Here is a 16221-nt window from a genome sequence, read left to right as displayed (position 1 = left end):
GATGACCTTTCTCAGGGAGCTTTGCCATGACCACCCGCCGTTTGTTTCTGAAACTTACCACCCTTACCGCCTGTTTGTTGTCTGCGGGTCTGACCTCCACCGTGTTGGCTGCTGACACTATTAAAGTCGGTGTGCTGCATTCCCTCTCTGGCACGATGGCCATTTCTGAGACCTCGCTCAAAGACATGGCCCTGTTTACGATTGATGAAATCAATGCCAAGGGTGGGGTATTGGGTAAAAAGCTTGAACCGGTGGTGGTTGACCCCGCTTCGAACTGGCCATTATTTGCTGAAAAAGCGCGTCAGTTGCTAACCCGAGATAAAGTGGCGGTGACCTTTGGCTGTTGGACATCGGTATCGCGTAAATCTGTATTGCCAGTGTATGAAGAACTCAACGGCTTACTGTTCTACCCTGTGCAATACGAAGGCGAGGAAATGTCGCCTAACGTGTTCTACACCGGCGCTGCCCCTAACCAACAGGCCATCCCTGCGGTGGAGTACCTGATGAGCAAAGACGGTGGCGAGGCAAAACGCTTCTTCTTGCTGGGTACCGATTATGTGTACCCGCGTACTACTAACAAAATCCTACGCGCCTTCCTTAAATCGAAAGGGGTGAAGGACAGCGATATCGAAGAGGTTTACACCCCATTCGGCCACAGCGATTACCAAACCATTGTTGGCAATATCAAAAAATTCTCTGCCGGTGGCAAAACAGCGGTGATTTCTACCATCAACGGCGATTCAAACGTGCCGTTTTATAAAGAGCTTGGCAACCAAGGGCTGAAATCCACCACCACACCGGTTGTCGCTTTCTCGGTGGGCGAAGAAGAGCTGAAGGGGATTGATACCAAACCATTGGTCGGTCATTTGGCAGCGTGGAATTACTTTATGAGTGTCAAAAACCCTGTCAACAGCAAATGGATTGCCGACTACAAAGCTTGGGCCAAGAAAAAAGGCATGGCTAACGCCGATAAGCTCGTGACCAACGATCCGATGGAAGCCACCTATGTCGGTATCCAGATGTGGGCCGAAGCGGTGAAAAAAGCCGGTACCACCGATGTCAACGCAGTGCGTAAAGCGATGGCAGGAATCAGTGTCAATGCACCTTCTGGTTTTACCCTGAAAATGGACGAGAAAAATCATCACCTGCATAAACCGGTGATGATTGGTGAAGTGCGTCCTGATGGCCAATTCTCGGTAGTGTGGAAAACCAAAACACCCGTTCGCGCCCAGCCGTGGAGCCCCTTTATCGCTAGCAACGATAAAAAACCCGATACCCCAGTGAAAAGCAAATAAGGGTTGATCGATTGGTTTGGTTGTGTGGGTGGGTCGTGTCCCACCCAACAGCCAACGCACAGGGGGAAAACAAAATGCGGCAAGCGATGATGCAACGGCTTACAGCGTGGATATTCGCTGTGGTGGCTTTGTTTTGCGCCAGCCTGAGTGTGGCCTCGCCATTGGCTGAGCTGGTACACACTGCGCCGGAACAGCGCCCAGCACAAATTGAACAATGGGCGGCACAGCCGACAGCGGCACGTTCTGAAGCTGCGTTGGCATGGCAAGAAGAACGGGTTTATCAAACACCTGACGAAAGCCAATTCTTTCTGCAACAGCCTGATGGCCAAGTGGTGGACATTCCATCAGGCAAAAGCCTCACCGCTTTACCAGCAGAAGCGGAACCGGTGTTATTAAACAACCGCCTCCGCATGGCCTTAGAGCGTTATCAAGCGGCTACCCAGTTACAGCAGGGCGATACCACAGCGCGTTTAGCGGCCGTGGGCTTATTACAAGACGCTGCAAATCCGGCATGGCTGCCGTTGTTACAAGCTCAATTACAGCGTGAACAAGAACCCACCGTTCGCACGGCCTTACAACTGGCCACCGCACGTATCCAGCTGCATAGCGACCAACTGCCACAACAGTTAGCCGCGATCAATACCCTCGCCGAAACCCGCGACCCCAATCTCTTGGTGGTGTTACAAGAATTGGCGGATAGCACGCCACAAGCGGCAGTGCGTCAAGCCGCTTTGCGTGCGATGGCCCAGCTCGAGTCAGCACAATTTACCGATCATTTACTGGGTCATCTGTTTAGCGGCATCAGCCTCGGGTCGGTCTTACTGCTGGCGGCGCTTGGCTTGGCCATCACCTATGGTCTGCTGGGTGTCATCAATATGGCACATGGCGAAATGTTGATGTTGGGCGCTTATAGCACCTATGTGGTGCAGCTGGCTTTTCAACGCTATGCCCCAGCGTGGATTGATGCCTATGTGCTTGTGGCATTGCCGGTGGCGTTTTTGGTCACCTGCGCCATCGGTATGGCACTGGAGCGTTTGGTCATCCGTCATCTGTATGGCCGACCCTTAGAAACCCTACTGGCAACGTGGGGCATGAGTTTGGTGTTAATGCAGGCAGTACGGGTGATGTTCGGCGCGCAAAACGTCGAAGTCGCCAATCCTAGCTGGATGGCCGGTGGCTGGGTTATCAGCCCGGCTTTAACGCTGCCGTTCAATCGTTTAGTGATTATTGCCTTTGTGGGTGCCGTGTTGTTACTGACGTGGTGGATGCTCAACCGCACCCGCTTGGGCTTGTTTGTCCGCGCAGTGACCCAAAACCGCCGCATGGCCGACTGTGTTGGTGTGCCAACCGGACGCGTGGATAGCTTGGCTTTTGGCATTGGCTCTGGTGTGGCGGGTTTAGGTGGCGTGGCATTAAGCCAGATTGGTAATGTCGGGCCCGATTTAGGGCAAAGCTACATCGTTGACAGCTTTATGGTGGTGGTGTTGGGCGGTGTGGGGCAACTGGCAGGGACGGTGTTAGGGGCTTTTGGTTTAGGGATGTTGAACAAAATTCTCGAACCTTCGCTGGGGGCAGTGCTCGGCAAAATCGCCATCTTGGCTTTAATCATCCTCTTTATCCAAAAACGGCCACAGGGTTTGTTTGCCCTCAAAGGTCGGGTGTTGGATTAAGTTCAGGGGACATATCATGCAAAGTGAACTGATAACCCAGCCTTACTCCATGCGGCTGTGGGCGTGGCTAGGGCCACAACTGGGATCATGGCTGTTAGGGGCGTTGCTCGTGATTGGTGTGGCGTTGCCCTTGGCACATGCCCTATTACCAGCGGAACACCCGTGGTTTATCTCGGCTTACACCTTAACCCTCGCTGGCAAAATACTGTGTTATGCCGTGGTGGCGTTGGCCTTGGATTTGGTCTGGGGCTACACCGGTTTATTAAGCCTCGGTCATGGCCTGTTTTTTGCCTTGGGTGGCTACGGCATGGGCATGTATTTGATGCGGCAAGGCGACGCCGAATTACCTGCTTTTATGACCTTCCTCGATTGGCAAACCTTGCCGTGGTTTTGGTGGGGCAGCGAACATTTCTTGTGGGCATTGGTGTTAATTGTGATGGTGCCGGCATTGGTGGCGGGGATTTTTGGATGGCTGGCATTCCGTTCACGGATTAAAGGGGTCTATTTTTCCATCATCACCCAAGCCTTGACCTTTGCTGCCATGTTGCTGTTTTTCCGTAATGAAACCGGCTTTGGTGGCAATAACGGTTTTACTGATTTCAAAACCTTGCTTGGTTTTGGGATTGCTGAACCCGCGACACGGGCGGTGTTATTCCTGTTGTCGTTGGCGTTGTTGGTGTTGGCATGGCTAGGGGCGCGTTGGTTGGTCAACAGTCCATTTGGTCGGATTTTGACCGCAGTGCGAGATGCCGAGTCGCGCTTAATGTTCTGTGGATACTCACCGCTTTATTTCAAATTGACCATCTGGGTGCTGTCGGCAGTGTTATGTGCTTTAGCTGGTGCGCTGTATGTGCCACAGGTGGGCATTATCAATCCCAGTGAAATGTCACCAGCTAACTCGATTGAGATGGTGATTTGGGTGGCCTTGGGGGGGCGCGGTACTTTGATCGGCCCGATGTTGGGGGCCGGTTTGGTGAATGGCGCAAAAAGCTGGTTTACCGTGGCATTTCCCGAATATTGGTTGTTCTTCCTCGGTTTCGTCTTTATTGCCGCGACTTTGTTCTTGCCACATGGGGTGGTGGGATGGTGGCGTCGCTTATGGAGAAAATCAGCATGACTCTCTTCTCTCCTAAAACAGCTGTGGTTGAACGTGAAGGCTGGGATGGCGAAGCCAAGGGACTCGCTCACCTTGTCGATGGCCAACTGGATACCCGTCACGGTGCAATTTTGTATCTGGAAGAGGTTTGCGTCAGTTTTGACGGCTTCAAAGCGTTAAACCATCTGAATCTGGATATTGGTGTCGGTGAACTGCGCTGCATCATTGGCCCAAATGGTGCTGGTAAAACCACCATGATGGACGTGATCACCGGCAAAACACGTCCCGATAGTGGGGCGGTGTTTTTTGGACAAACCATTGATCTGACTCGCTATCGTGAAGCCGAAATTGCCCAACTTGGGATTGGCCGTAAATTTCAAAAGCCGACAGTGTTCGAGGCAATGACGGTGTTTGAAAACCTCCAACTGGCCTTGGCTGGCCCGCGCTCGGTGTGGGCAAGTTTGCGCGCTCGATTGACTGGCGAACAACGCGACCGAATTGAAGCGTTATTGCTGCGAGTGCGGTTGCAGGAACAACGCCATCGGGTGGCGGGTTTGTTATCTCATGGCCAAAAGCAATGGTTGGAAATTGGCATGTTATTAGCTCAAGACCCACAGCTGTTGTTGTTAGATGAACCGGTGGCAGGGATGACCGATGCCGAAACAGAAAAAACGGCGGAATTGCTGCTGAGCTTGAAAGGCCATCATTCCTTGATGGTGGTGGAACATGACATGGCTTTTGTCGAGGCCATCGCCGAGCGAGTGACGGTGTTGGCCGAAGGCAGTGTGCTGGCCGAGGGGAGCTTGGCGCAGGTGCAAGCAGATGAGCGGGTGATCGAGGTCTATTTGGGGCGCTAGAGCATGTTACAGATTGAAAAACTGAATCAGTTTTATGGTGGCAGTCATATCTTACGCGATATTTCTTTCACTGCTGACATCGGCGAAGTGACCTGTGTATTGGGCCGCAATGGGGTAGGGAAAAGTACGCTGTTGCGCTGTTTAATGGGCGTGTTGCCGATTGCCAGCGGTCAAATCACTTGGCAAGGCCAAGTGGTCAATGCCCTTTCCCCACATCAACGGGTACAGCGTGGGATGGCCTATGTGCCGCAGGGACGGGAAATTTTTGCTCGCCTATCGGTAGAAGAAAATTTACGCATGGGGCTGGCACGTTTTGGTGGTGCCAAAGGGCGGCAGATTCCTGCTTGGGTCTATGACATGTTCCCTGTTTTAGCGCAAATGCGCCACCGGCGAGGGGGCGATCTCTCCGGCGGACAACAGCAACAATTGGCGATTGCCCGTGCGCTGGTCAGTGAGCCGTCATTGCTGATTTTAGATGAGCCCACCGAAGGCATTCAGCCGTCGATTATCAAAGACATCGGCCACGTGATTAAACAACTGGCGGCACGCGGTGATATGGCGATTGTGTTGGTGGAACAGTATTACGACTTTGCCGAGGCGCTTGCTGATCGTTATGTGGTGATGGCTCGCGGCGAAGTGGTGCAGGCTGGAACAGGTCAGGCGATGGTAACCGAGGGTGTGCGGGAGTTATTGGCGATTTAAGCCATATCAAAACGAGAGGGGAACACCGGTGTGGTATGCCAGTTTGCAACTACGCTATGGTCAACGACATGGGCGTACCGTCCCGATTTTGCGCCAGCATCAAGGCCCATTGCGGGTACAAAAACATTTTGTGCAACCGGATGGCGGCTGTCAGCACATTATTTTACATCCCCCCGGTGGCATTGCCGGTGGTGATGTATTAGCACTCGACATTGCCTTAGAGCAGGATGCCGATGTGCTTATCACATCGGCTGGTGCGGCGAAGTGGTACAACGGCTTTGGGCAAGCGGCACAACAAACCTTGACCGTCAACTTGGCGCCGCATAGCCGTTTAGCGTGGCTGCCCTTGGAAACCATTGTCTTTGATGGTGCACAGGTGCAATCACAAAACCGTTTTGATCTGCAACCCGATGCCGCTTTGCTGTGGGGGGATGTGGTGTGCTTTGGCCGTCCCGCCGGCGACAAACCTTTTCAACAGGGGTATTGGCGGCAAAGTACCGAAATTTGGCGACAACAGCAGTTGTTATGGTGTGAGCACACGCGTTTAGCCGCCAACGATCCGCTGTGGCAGTCGGCAATTGGCTTAGGTGGGCACAGTGTGATCGCTACGTTGCTGTGGACAGGGCAGATTCCCGAAACCTGTCACCAACAGATTTTGGCTTTGCCCTGCAAGGGGGAGGCTGGTGCGACACAACTCCCTGAGGTATGGCTGGCGCGTTTTATGGGTGACAGTGCAGAAGCGGCATGGCATTGGTTACGGGCGGCACGAGAACTGCTTTATCCCCATACCCATCAGCGACACGCTGATACCCCACGAATTTGGCATACCTAGTCGAACAGCAATCATAAAGGAGGATGGGATGGAGCTGACCCCACGAGAAAAAGACAAATTATTGATTTTCACCGCTGCGCTATTGGCAGAACGGCGACGGGCACGCGGTTTGAAACTGAATTATCCCGAAGCAGTGGCCTTGATCAGTGCGGCGATTATGGAAGGGGCGCGGGATGGGCGTACCGTTGCAGAGCTGATGCACTATGGCACTACTTTGTTAAGCCGTGAAGAGGTCATGGAGGGGATTGCTGAAATGGTGACAGAAATTCAGGTCGAGGCAACCTTCCCCGATGGCACAAAACTGGTCACTGTGCACCAGCCCATTATCTAGTCGGTGAGAAAAATATGATTCCAGGACAAATTATGCCTGCCGCTGGCGAGATCACCCTGAATGAAGGCCGCGATACGTTGTCGTTGGTGGTGGCAAACAGCGGTGATCGGCCTGTGCAAATTGGCTCGCACTATCATTTTGCCGAGGTGAATCGGGCGCTGTTATTCGACCGCCAACAAGCACGCGGATATCGCTTAAACATCCCAGCTGGGACAGCGGTGCGTTTTGAACCCGGCCAAAGTCGCACGGTGGAGCTGGTTGCTTTTGCTGGCACGCGCCACGTGTATGGCTTTCACGGTGATGTGATGGGGGCATTATGAAAATCTCACGACAAGCCTATGCTGAAATGTTCGGCCCGACGGTGGGTGACCGTGTGCGTTTGGCGGATACTGAATTGTTTGCCGAAGTAGAATATGACTACACCGTGTACGGTGAAGAAGTGAAATTTGGCGGCGGTAAGGTGATTCGCGATGGCATGGGGCAGGGGCAAGCGCTGGCCGCTGAGGTGGCTGATACGGTGTTGACCAATGCCTTGATTTTTGACCATTGGGGAATTGTTAAAGCGGACATTGGCCTGAAACAAGGCCGCATTATGGCGATTGGCAAAGCGGGTAACCCAGACATTCAACCTGCTGTGGATATTGTGATTGGTGCCTCGACCGAAATTATTGCGGCGGAAGGGATGATTGTGACCGCTGGCGGTATTGACACCCATATCCATTTTATTTGCCCACAACAGATTGAAGAAGCCCTGATGTCGGGCATCACCAGTATGATTGGTGGCGGCACTGGCCCAGCCACGGGTACCAATGCCACCACCTGTACCCCCGGCCCGTGGCATTTGGCGCAGATGTTAAAAGCGGCAGAAGCCTTTCCGATGAATTTGGGCTTTACCGGCAAAGGTAACGCGAGCTTACCCGAGCCCCTGCGTGAACAAGTGCGGGCTGGTGCGATTGGCTTAAAGCTGCATGAGGATTGGGGCACGACACCGGCGGCGATTGATAATTGTCTGACGGTGGCGGATGAAATGGATGTGCAGGTGGCGATTCATACCGACACCTTAAACGAATCGGGTTTTATTGAAACGACACTGGCTGCGTTTAAAGGCCGCACCATCCATACCTATCACACCGAGGGCGCCGGTGGTGGACACGCGCCAGATATTATTAAAGCCTGTGGCGAACTGAATGTGTTGCCCAGTTCTACCAATCCCACCCGTCCCTTTACCATCAATACCATTGACGAACATCTCGATATGCTGATGGTGTGTCATCACCTCGACCCGAGCATTGCCGAGGATGTCGCGTTTGCCGAAAGCCGTATTCGGCGCGAAACCATCGCAGCAGAGGATATTTTGCACGATCTTGGTGCGTTTTCGATGATGTCCTCTGATTCGCAAGCGATGGGCAGAGTGGGAGAAACCATTCTGCGGTGTTGGCAAACGGCTGACAAAATGAAACGGCAGCGTGGGCCATTGGCCGAAGACGGTCAGCATCATGACAATGCCCGTATTAAACGCTATCTCGCCAAATACACCATCAATCCCGCCATCACCCACGGTATTTCGCATGAAGTAGGTAGCATTGAAGTCGGGAAACTGGCCGATTTGGTGTTATGGAAGCCGATGTTTTTTGGCGTCAAACCGAGCTTAATCCTTAAAGGCGGCATGATTGCGGCGGCGGTGATGGGTGATGCTAATGCCAGTATTCCGACGCCACAGCCGGTACATTATCGGCCAATGTTCGGCAGCTATGGGGCTGCTGTCGCCGCAACCAGCGTGACTTTTGTCTCTCAAGCCGCATTACAGGCTGATATCGGTGGGCAGCTTGGTTTGAAAAAGCGTCTGGTTGCAGTGCAAGGCTGTCGTGAAGTGAAAAAGACCGATTTATTGCACAACAGCTACTTGCCGGTGATTGAAGTCGATCCCGAGAATTATCGCGTAAAAGCCGATGGTCAACTGTTGTGGTGTGAACCGGCACAGGTCTTGCCTTTAGCTCAACGCTACTTTTTGTTTTAGGAGGCGGCGATGCTGGTATTACGACAATTTTGTCAAGATGGGGTGCCGGTGGCGGAGTTGGTGTTACCGTTTGAATTGCGTACCAAACGCCGCTTGTTGACGCAAACCGCCGATGGGGAAGAAGTCGGCGTGTTATTGCCTTCGGACAGTCGCAGTTTGCGCGAGGGGGATTATTTGTTGGCCGATGATGGGCGTTGTGTTGCCATTCGCGCCGCTGATGAAAAATTGCTGCAAGTGTGTTGCGCTGATGCCGCCAGTTTGGCCAAAGCGGCTTATCACTTAGGCAATCGTCACGTCAAAGTGCAAGTTGGACAAGGTTGGGTGCGTTTGGCAGAGGATGAGGTCTTGGCCGAGATGTTATTGCAGATGGGGTTGGCGGTGGAACACATTGTGGCACCGTTTGAACCAGAGCAAGGGGCGTATGGCGGTGGTCATCATCATTCTCATGGGCAAGAGTCGGCCTTTCACTACGCCCCCAAACTTCATTTATTTGGCCGCCATCATGATGCCGCTTAATGTTGCTGCGCTGCAGTGGCTACGCTTGGCCAGCCCTGCGTTGCCGATTGGTGGCTATAGCTACTCCCAAGGCCTAGAGACCGCGTTAGACCTCGGTTGGGTGTATGACGCGAAAAGTGCAGAGCATTGGCTTTCTGCCATTTTGATGGGGCCTTTGGCCCATTTCGATGCCGCTTTGCTGGCGCAAGCGTGTCGGGCGGCGGCAGCGGGTAACCAAGCTCTATTAGGCCATCTCAATCAACGGGTATTAGCCAGCCGTGAAAGCCGCGAACAGCGTTTAGAAACCGAACAAATGGCCTACTCCCTTCATCAATTGCTGTCGGTGTTGCCAGAAGGGGCCGAAGGTTGGCCGGAACAGCTGCAAACTCCCTACAGTTTGCCGGTGGTGTGGGCGGTGGCGGCGCATCAATTTGCGATTGCTGGTGAGGCGGCGGTGGCAGCGTGGTTATGGAGTTGGTTAGAAAATCAGGTCATGGTGTTAATGAAGGCGATGCCGATGGGGCAAAGTGCCGGACAGCAGTTGATTTCTGCCCTGTTGCCACAGCTGCACGAAGCTACGGCTTTGGCGTGGAATCTGCCTGAAGATGAACTCAACAACTTTGCCCCCCGCTTTAGCCTAGCCGCACTGAAACACGAAACCCAATACAGCCGTTTATTTCGGTCATAAATTTTATTTATCAGAGGACAAAACATCATGAAACAACCCGCTTTGCGCGTTGGTATCGGGGGGCCTGTTGGCTCGGGAAAAACTCACCTGACGTGGGCTTTGTGTCAGGCTTTGCGCGAGCGTTACAACGTGGCGGCTGTCACCAACGACATTTACACGCAAGAAGATGCCCAATTTCTGGTTAAAAATGAAGCGCTTGCTGCCGACCGGATTATTGGTGTGGAAACCGGTGGTTGTCCGCATACGGCAATCCGCGAAGATGCGTCGATCAATCTCGAGGCTGTGGCACGTCTTAATCAACGGCACCCGGGCTTGGATATTATTTTTATTGAAAGCGGGGGCGATAATTTGGCGGCGACCTTTAGCCCAGAGTTATCCGATTTAACCCTGTATGTGATTGATGTGTCTGCCGGTGACAAAATTCCTCGCAAAGGGGGGCCGGGGATTTGTAAGTCCGATTTGTTGGTGATTAACAAAATCGACCTTGCCCCGATGGTGGGGGCATCGCTTGAAGTGATGGAACTCGATGCCAAGAAAATGCGTGGCGAACGTCCTTTTGTCTTTTCCAATTTAAAAATCAATCACGGTTTAGACCATATCATCCAATTTATTGAACATAAAGGCTTACTCAAGTTAGGAGAAACCGATGCGTAAAACTGTTGCTGTGATATTGCTGCTGTTATCTGCCACTGCCAGTGCACATAGCGGCCATGCCGATGGAGGGCTGTGGTATGGTCTTAGCCATCCTTTTGTTGGCTTAGATCATATTTTGGCGATGTTGGCTGTTGGTCTATGGTCGGCACAACATCAGGGGCCTCTACGTTGGCAAGCACCGGTCTTGTTCTTGGTGATGTTAACGGCTGGCGCGGTGATGGGGTTTCAAGGCAGTTCTTTGCCGTGGTTGGAACAAGGGATTGCCAGTTCAGTGTTGTTAATGGGGCTGTTGCTGATGGTGTGTCGCCGTGTGGCCCCAAGTGTGGCATTGATGCTGTTTGCGCTTTCGGCACTGTGGCATGGTGCTGCGCATGGGGTTGAAATGCCGACTGCCGTATCTGGCTTGCACTATGGCATCGGTTTTGTTTTGGCCAGTGCTGTCTTGCATGGCCTTGGTTTTGTGCTGATGCGAAGCCTTGCTGGTCGTTCGCCTGCTGTGCTGATCGGTCGGGTATTAGGCGGTGGTTTGACTGTGTGTGGCGGTACTTTGTTGGCGCTGACTGTGTAATCGTTGCAAGCAGGTGGTTTTCTCAGCATACAATAGCGCTTCGCCATGCCACACGGAACGCTGCTATGGAAAGCCACCTGATTGAATTAGAAATTCAACTGGCCTATCAAAACGAGTTGGTTGAATCACTCAACGCTACCGTTGCCCGTCAACAGCTGCAGATTGATGAGCTAGAAAAAAACGTGCGTTTGCTCTATCAAATGCTCCTCCACCACGCACCAGACATCCCCGACCCACGTTCGCTGGAACAAGAAATCCCCCCTCACTACTGATTCATCACTGCCCCTGCCCAGATCGATAAAATCTGGGCTTTTTTCTAGCATCTTTCGCAATCGGCAAAATCTGTGCTGTAATGAAAGCGAAGTAACTATATCAATAACGTAAAAATAAACGTTATTTGGTAATAAAACAAATTTTTTGGTGTTTTTATGAAAATTCTCTTCGCTGATGATTGCCAGATAGCCGCCTTACCCGTCATTTTATATCTGAATAAGTGTGGTTATACCGTTAAACATGTCGAGAATGGTCAGCAAGCGGTTGACAGCTATTTGCAAGAGATGCCCGACCTGATTTTAATGGATGTCATGATGCCGGTAATGAATGGGATTGAAGCCACAAAAACCATTCGCGCATTATCAAAAGATCACTGGGTACCGATTGTGATGATGACAGGGTTAAATGAACAAGAGGATATCTTAAACGGATTTGATGCTGGCGCTGATGACTATGTAATTAAACCCGTTAATTTGCGCCTGTTGCTGGCACGCTTAAATGCGATGCGGCGGGTGGTGATGATGCAGGAGAGTTTATTTAATATTTTGGATAATGTTTTTGAAGGCATTATTACCATTGATCAAAAAGGTTTAATTAAGAGTTTTAATCGCGCTGCCGAGCGAATTTTTGGCTATCATCACCGTGAAATTATAGGTGAAAATATCAAGTGTTTGATGCCAAAACCTCACTCAGAACAACACGACAGCTATCTTGAGCGTTATCAAAAAGAGCGTGTCACGCATATCATTGGTGTTGGTCGTAAAGTGCAGGGTTTACGCAAAAATGGTGAAGTATTTGCTATGCGTCTATCGGTTACCGAAATTCGCCGCAACCATGAGACATTCTTTATCGGTTTAGTCAGTGATATTTCTGAAGAAGAAATTGGCCGCCAGCGAGTTGAGTTTTTAGCCATGCATGATAGTTTAACTGGCTTACCCAACCGAGTTTATTTAAATGAAACATTGGAATTGGTTTTACGTTCTGTCGCAAAACATCAAAAAACACATGCCATTCTGTTTATTGATTTAGATGGTTTTAAACCGATCAATGATGAATTAGGTCACGATTGTGGTGATGCTGCATTAAAAATTATTGCCCAACGTTTGCGTAATCATCTACCAGCAGATGATTTTGTAGCGCGAATTGGTGGGGATGAATTTGTGATATTGTGTTATGACGTGGATACAGCAGAAAATGCGGTAAAAATTGCCGAACGCCTACTTGAAGCGATTAAAGAAGAGATGGTACTGAATGGATATACTCGTCAGATGAGCGCCAGTATTGGGATTGCTTTGATGCCGCAACATGGCCGCACTATCATAGAATTATTAACCCTCGCAGATAAGGCCATGTACCAAGCAAAAAGACAAACCAAAGGCAGTGTTGTCTTAGCAGATTTAAGCGAATGAAGATTTTTTCTGGGACCTACTAACTTGTTCACGCAATAAGGGAAGATAATTTTCAATCCGATTGCTAATATGACAAACATGGTGAAAACGTGCCGCAATTGACCATAATGCCGCTTTGGTTTCTAACTGATGTAGCTCATTTTTAACCACCGCAGTAAAGCCGACTTGACTGATTAAACCAATCACGGTTTGTACTGTTTTGACAAGTTGAGCCGGTTCGGTAATGTGCAAAAGCATCGCTTCTTTGTGCTGCGGCCACTGTTGTAAAAACAGTTGCACAATATGTTGATACAAGCTGTGTTCACCACCAAACCGTTCGAGAGCAGCGGCTAAATTAAATTCTTCGACATGATCTTCTTCAAACAGACCTAATAAGCCGCTGTTGTGGTTTTGCTCGTGAGGCTGTAGGGCACGCAGCAGTTGTTGATAATCGATGGGTTTGTCTAACACATAATCAAAGCCACAGCCGGCCAGTTCGTGAATCGTCGTCTCATCAAAAGACGTCATCGCAATAATGCATTGACACCCCGTTTCACGCAGCGTGCTAACCAAACTAGAGCCCAAACCGTCGGGCAACTGAATATCCAGCATGGCATGACTAAAGGGCTCACCAGCTGCAATCAACTGTTGGGCCTCTGCTAAATTGCCCGCCATAGATAGGTGTGCCCCCGATTGTTCTAGCCAACAACGCAGCAAAACTTCATCAATCAATGAATCTTCAACAATCAGCACACGGCTATGCTCAGGAACAGGCACGATCGTTTCCTTATGGTTGGAAAAATTTAAATGTTTGATTGATTTTACGGGTGGCAGGATGAAAAAAGAATGCGCTTTGTCAAATTTTTTGCATTTAACGGTTTTGTAGAGTGTCAGCTATTTGCTGCAATAAATCTTGTTTGGATACCGGTTTTGTAGCAATAGCATCAAAACCGGCCTGTCGGATTTCGTCCTGTTCAATCGCCATCGCATGAGCGGTATAAGCAATCACCGCCGGCTGTTTCCCTCGGTAGTCTCGGCGAATGCGTTGGCATAAGCTGATGCCGCTTTCCCCTGGCATACTGATGTCTAACAACACAAGATCAAAATCTTGTTGTTGCAAAATTGCCCATGCCTCGGCTGCATCTTTCACCGCTCGTGCAGCATAGCCTGCCCGTTCTAAAAAAAGCGTTGCCACACGACGGTTAATTTCTTCGTCATCAACAATTAGAATCGATGCGTTTTTTGTCATGCTGGGCATCCTTCAATGGCAGTTCAAGAATAAAGCAGCTCCCTTGATTGGGAGTGGATTGCACTTGAATGTTACCACCCATCAGACAACTTAATTCACGTACTAACGCTAAACCCAAGCCAGAACCGCCCTGAGAGCGCGTCACAAACCGTTCAACTTGGCGAAACTTATCAAAGATATAGGGTAAATCTTCTTCATGGATGCCAATGCCAGTATCAGTCACTTTAATGGTGACATGATGAGGCTGTCGGGTGGCTTCAACCGTGACCTTGCCTTGTGGCGTGTATTTAATTGCGTTATGTAGCAAATTACTGATGATTTCACCCAAGCGAACTGGATCGACCTCGGCTGATCCCAATAGTTCACTGTCCCAGACACATTCGAGGGCGAGATTTTTTTGGCGGGCAAAATGTTGATGTTGGTTGCAAGCTTGTTGCAAGATGGTAGCCAGTTGGCACGGTTTGGTTTGCAAGGTCATTTTGCCTGCTTCCAATCGGGCGAGATCTAACACCATATCAACGTGCTGATGTAATTGTTTACCGCTGCTATAGATCATCACGGCCAACTCGCGGCATTCTTCAACTTGCTCACTTTCTTGTATCAATTCGGCTGCACCTAAAATGCCATTAAGAGGTGTGCGTAATTCATGCGACATGTGGGCAAGAAATTCAGACTTCATTTTATTTGCAGATTCTGCCGCTGCTTGGCTTCGTTGTAAGCGGTGTGCTTGCCATAAAATATAGCCACCAAACAATAATAAAAACAATGAACTAAAGCCACCTAATAAAATAAGATATTCTTGTCTTTCTTCATGTTCTTGTAAAATAGAGCTGTCTTTGTGCATCAACACCACAGAAATAGGAAACTTGTCTAATGTCGTGGCGGAAAGTTGCCATGTGTGGTTGCCATAGCCGGTAAATTGTTTTTGAACGAATTGGTTGTGTTGGTTTTTTAATAGCTGGAACCAAGGGTGATGTGAAATGTTTTCTCCCATTTTTAAAAAATCGCCACTTTTAGCCGTGCGAATAATCCCATCTAGCCCAACTAATAAAATTACCCCATTATGGCTGGTATGAACGTCTTGATAAAGTTGTGTAAAATAAAAGGGATCGACAGAAACCACCACCACCCCACCAAAATCGCCATTAGCCTTATTGATACGGCGGGTAAATTGAATCGACCACTTACCAGAAGAACGACCTAAAATGGGTTTGCTGATGAATAGCCCTCGATCCTGCGCCTGTTTATGAACTAAAAAATGCTCGCGATCTCGCAGATCGACCCGTTTAAAATCGCGTTTATTGGTCATGGTTAAAAAGCCATGCTCATCAATAATGCCAATTTGGGTGAAATAGCGGTTGATAATGACCTCTTGTTCAAGAAAAGAGACAATATCAACCTGTTCTGGAGTTTGTTCATAACGAAATTTAAGAAAGCGGGTGGTTTGATCGACTTCACGAATCACACTGTCGATATGCTCCTCCAAGGCCCGAACTAAATTACGATCAATTTCTTGTTGGTGTGCAAGGCTGATTTTTTTATCGTGTTTGATGAGTGCATCAATCCCCAACCACAATCCTAATAAAACACATAGTAGAAAAACCGGTAGAATCGTGGTGAGGTGATGGGAGGATAAGAGCCGTTTAAACATCGGTCTCTCCTGTTTTTACATACTCGGTGAGCTCTTCGTTAAGATAATTCATTGTTTTTTCTAATTGTTGACATTCTTCAAAGGGAAAGTCCTCAGATGCTGACAGACGCTGTCTGAGTGTCTGCACAAGATCTTGGCCAATTTGGCATTGAAAAATGCCAAAAGTCGCTGACAGCTGATGTAAAAGTTGCCGTAGGGCAGGTCGCTTGTGTTGTTGTAGTTGCGCGATATGCAGGGGTAATTCTTGTGCGTACGCTTGCGCTAACAGTCGAAAGCCTTGTTTATCACCCCGTAAAGGAGCAAGGGCGCGCTCAGGGTTGAAGTAACGGTAGCTTGTCATAGAATTTTGCCCTTATCATACGCTGCTAGCCTCAAGAGTAGAGTAGTTTTACTGAAAAACCCACTCGGATGTTCCCTAGTGTTGGGCAAAATAGCGAATGATTTATTCACTCAGT

General features: G+C 49.8%; 19 protein-coding genes. 15 read left to right on the top strand and 4 right to left on the bottom strand.

Annotation, left to right across the window (positions count from 1 at the left end):
- Positions 1-26: 26 nt before the first annotated feature.
- The 15 genes from urtA (at position 27) to ACYVJG_RS03320 (ending at position 12887) form a co-directional block, all read left to right on the top strand.
- A complete protein-coding gene (gene urtA, locus ACYVJG_RS03390; protein ID WP_460429787.1) occupies positions 27-1295 on the top strand; it encodes an urea ABC transporter substrate-binding protein in 1269 nt (422 codons plus the stop codon).
- A gap of 35 nt (positions 1296-1330) precedes the next feature.
- Positions 1331-2965 carry an urea ABC transporter permease subunit UrtB gene (gene urtB / locus ACYVJG_RS03385; RefSeq protein WP_460429786.1) on the top strand — a complete coding sequence of 545 codons (1635 nt, stop codon included), beginning with the start codon at positions 1331-1333 and terminating at the stop codon, positions 2963-2965.
- 16 nt (positions 2966-2981) lie between these two features.
- A complete protein-coding gene (gene urtC / locus ACYVJG_RS03380; RefSeq protein WP_460429785.1) occupies positions 2982-4082 on the top strand; it encodes an urea ABC transporter permease subunit UrtC in 1101 nt (366 codons plus the stop codon).
- Complete coding sequence (gene urtD, locus ACYVJG_RS03375) at positions 4079-4918, top strand: urea ABC transporter ATP-binding protein UrtD (RefSeq protein ID WP_460429784.1); 840 nt, start codon at positions 4079-4081, stop codon at positions 4916-4918. The genes urtC and urtD overlap by 4 nt, the downstream gene beginning before the upstream one ends.
- Before the next feature lie 3 nt (positions 4919-4921).
- On the top strand, positions 4922-5620 hold the full coding sequence (gene urtE, locus ACYVJG_RS03370) for an urea ABC transporter ATP-binding subunit UrtE (protein WP_460429783.1): 699 nt from the start codon (positions 4922-4924) through the stop codon (positions 5618-5620).
- 28 nt (positions 5621-5648) lie between these two features.
- The gene (locus tag ACYVJG_RS03365; protein WP_460429782.1) at positions 5649-6452 is read left to right on the top strand and encodes an urease accessory protein UreD; all 804 of its coding nucleotides are present in this window, start codon (positions 5649-5651) and stop codon (positions 6450-6452) included.
- A 28-nt stretch (positions 6453-6480) separates the two neighbouring features.
- Positions 6481-6783: an urease subunit gamma gene (ureA, locus tag ACYVJG_RS03360; RefSeq protein ID WP_460429781.1), complete on the top strand. Its 303-nt coding sequence runs from the start codon at positions 6481-6483 to the stop codon at positions 6781-6783.
- A 14-nt stretch (positions 6784-6797) separates the two neighbouring features.
- Positions 6798-7103: an urease subunit beta gene (locus ACYVJG_RS03355; protein ID WP_460429780.1), complete on the top strand. Its 306-nt coding sequence runs from the start codon at positions 6798-6800 to the stop codon at positions 7101-7103.
- Positions 7100-8800 (top strand): urease subunit alpha, encoded by a 1701-nt coding sequence (gene ureC / locus ACYVJG_RS03350; protein ID WP_460429779.1) that lies wholly within the window; start codon positions 7100-7102, stop codon positions 8798-8800. Before ACYVJG_RS03355 ends, ureC begins: the two co-directional genes overlap by 4 nt.
- A gap of 9 nt (positions 8801-8809) precedes the next feature.
- Positions 8810-9316, top strand: a complete 507-nt coding sequence (gene ureE / locus ACYVJG_RS03345) for an urease accessory protein UreE (protein ID WP_460429778.1) — start codon at positions 8810-8812, stop codon at positions 9314-9316.
- Positions 9303-9983, top strand: a complete 681-nt coding sequence (locus ACYVJG_RS03340; protein ID WP_460429777.1) for an urease accessory protein UreF — start codon at positions 9303-9305, stop codon at positions 9981-9983. The genes ureE and ACYVJG_RS03340 overlap by 14 nt, the downstream gene beginning before the upstream one ends.
- 27 nt (positions 9984-10010) lie before the next feature.
- Positions 10011-10637 (top strand): urease accessory protein UreG, encoded by a 627-nt coding sequence (gene ureG, locus ACYVJG_RS03335; protein WP_460429776.1) that lies wholly within the window; start codon positions 10011-10013, stop codon positions 10635-10637.
- A complete protein-coding gene (locus ACYVJG_RS03330) occupies positions 10630-11205 on the top strand; it encodes a HupE/UreJ family protein (RefSeq protein WP_460429775.1) in 576 nt (191 codons plus the stop codon). Before ureG ends, ACYVJG_RS03330 begins: the two co-directional genes overlap by 8 nt.
- A 65-nt stretch (positions 11206-11270) precedes the next feature.
- Entirely contained in the window at positions 11271-11477 is a 207-nt protein-coding gene (locus ACYVJG_RS03325) for a SlyX family protein (RefSeq protein ID WP_460429774.1), read from the top strand.
- Between the two features lie 156 nt (positions 11478-11633).
- A complete protein-coding gene (locus ACYVJG_RS03320; RefSeq protein WP_460429773.1) occupies positions 11634-12887 on the top strand; it encodes a two-component system response regulator in 1254 nt (417 codons plus the stop codon).
- Here ACYVJG_RS03320 and ACYVJG_RS03315 read toward each other — a convergent pair.
- The 4 genes from ACYVJG_RS03315 to ACYVJG_RS03300 all read right to left on the bottom strand — a co-directional run bounded on the left by ACYVJG_RS03315 (position 12876) and on the right by ACYVJG_RS03300 (position 16106).
- Positions 12876-13643 (bottom strand): response regulator, encoded by a 768-nt coding sequence (locus tag ACYVJG_RS03315; protein WP_460429772.1) that lies wholly within the window; start codon positions 13641-13643, stop codon positions 12876-12878. The genes ACYVJG_RS03320 and ACYVJG_RS03315 overlap by 12 nt on opposite strands.
- Before the next feature lie 94 nt (positions 13644-13737).
- Entirely contained in the window at positions 13738-14115 is a 378-nt protein-coding gene (locus ACYVJG_RS03310; protein WP_460429771.1) for a response regulator, read from the bottom strand.
- Positions 14084-15766, bottom strand: coding sequence for an ATP-binding protein (locus tag ACYVJG_RS03305; RefSeq protein WP_460429770.1), 1683 nt, complete (start codon positions 15764-15766; stop codon positions 14084-14086). The genes ACYVJG_RS03310 and ACYVJG_RS03305 overlap by 32 nt, the downstream gene beginning before the upstream one ends.
- Complete coding sequence (locus ACYVJG_RS03300; protein WP_460429769.1) at positions 15759-16106, bottom strand: hypothetical protein; 348 nt, start codon at positions 16104-16106, stop codon at positions 15759-15761. Before ACYVJG_RS03300 ends, ACYVJG_RS03305 begins: the two co-directional genes overlap by 8 nt.
- Positions 16107-16221 lie beyond the last annotated feature (115 nt).

It is taken from the genome of Aquaspirillum soli, from assembly GCF_054781915.1.
The sequence above is the reverse complement of the archived record's forward strand: the minus strand, read 5'-3'. Positions and strand labels throughout refer to the sequence as shown.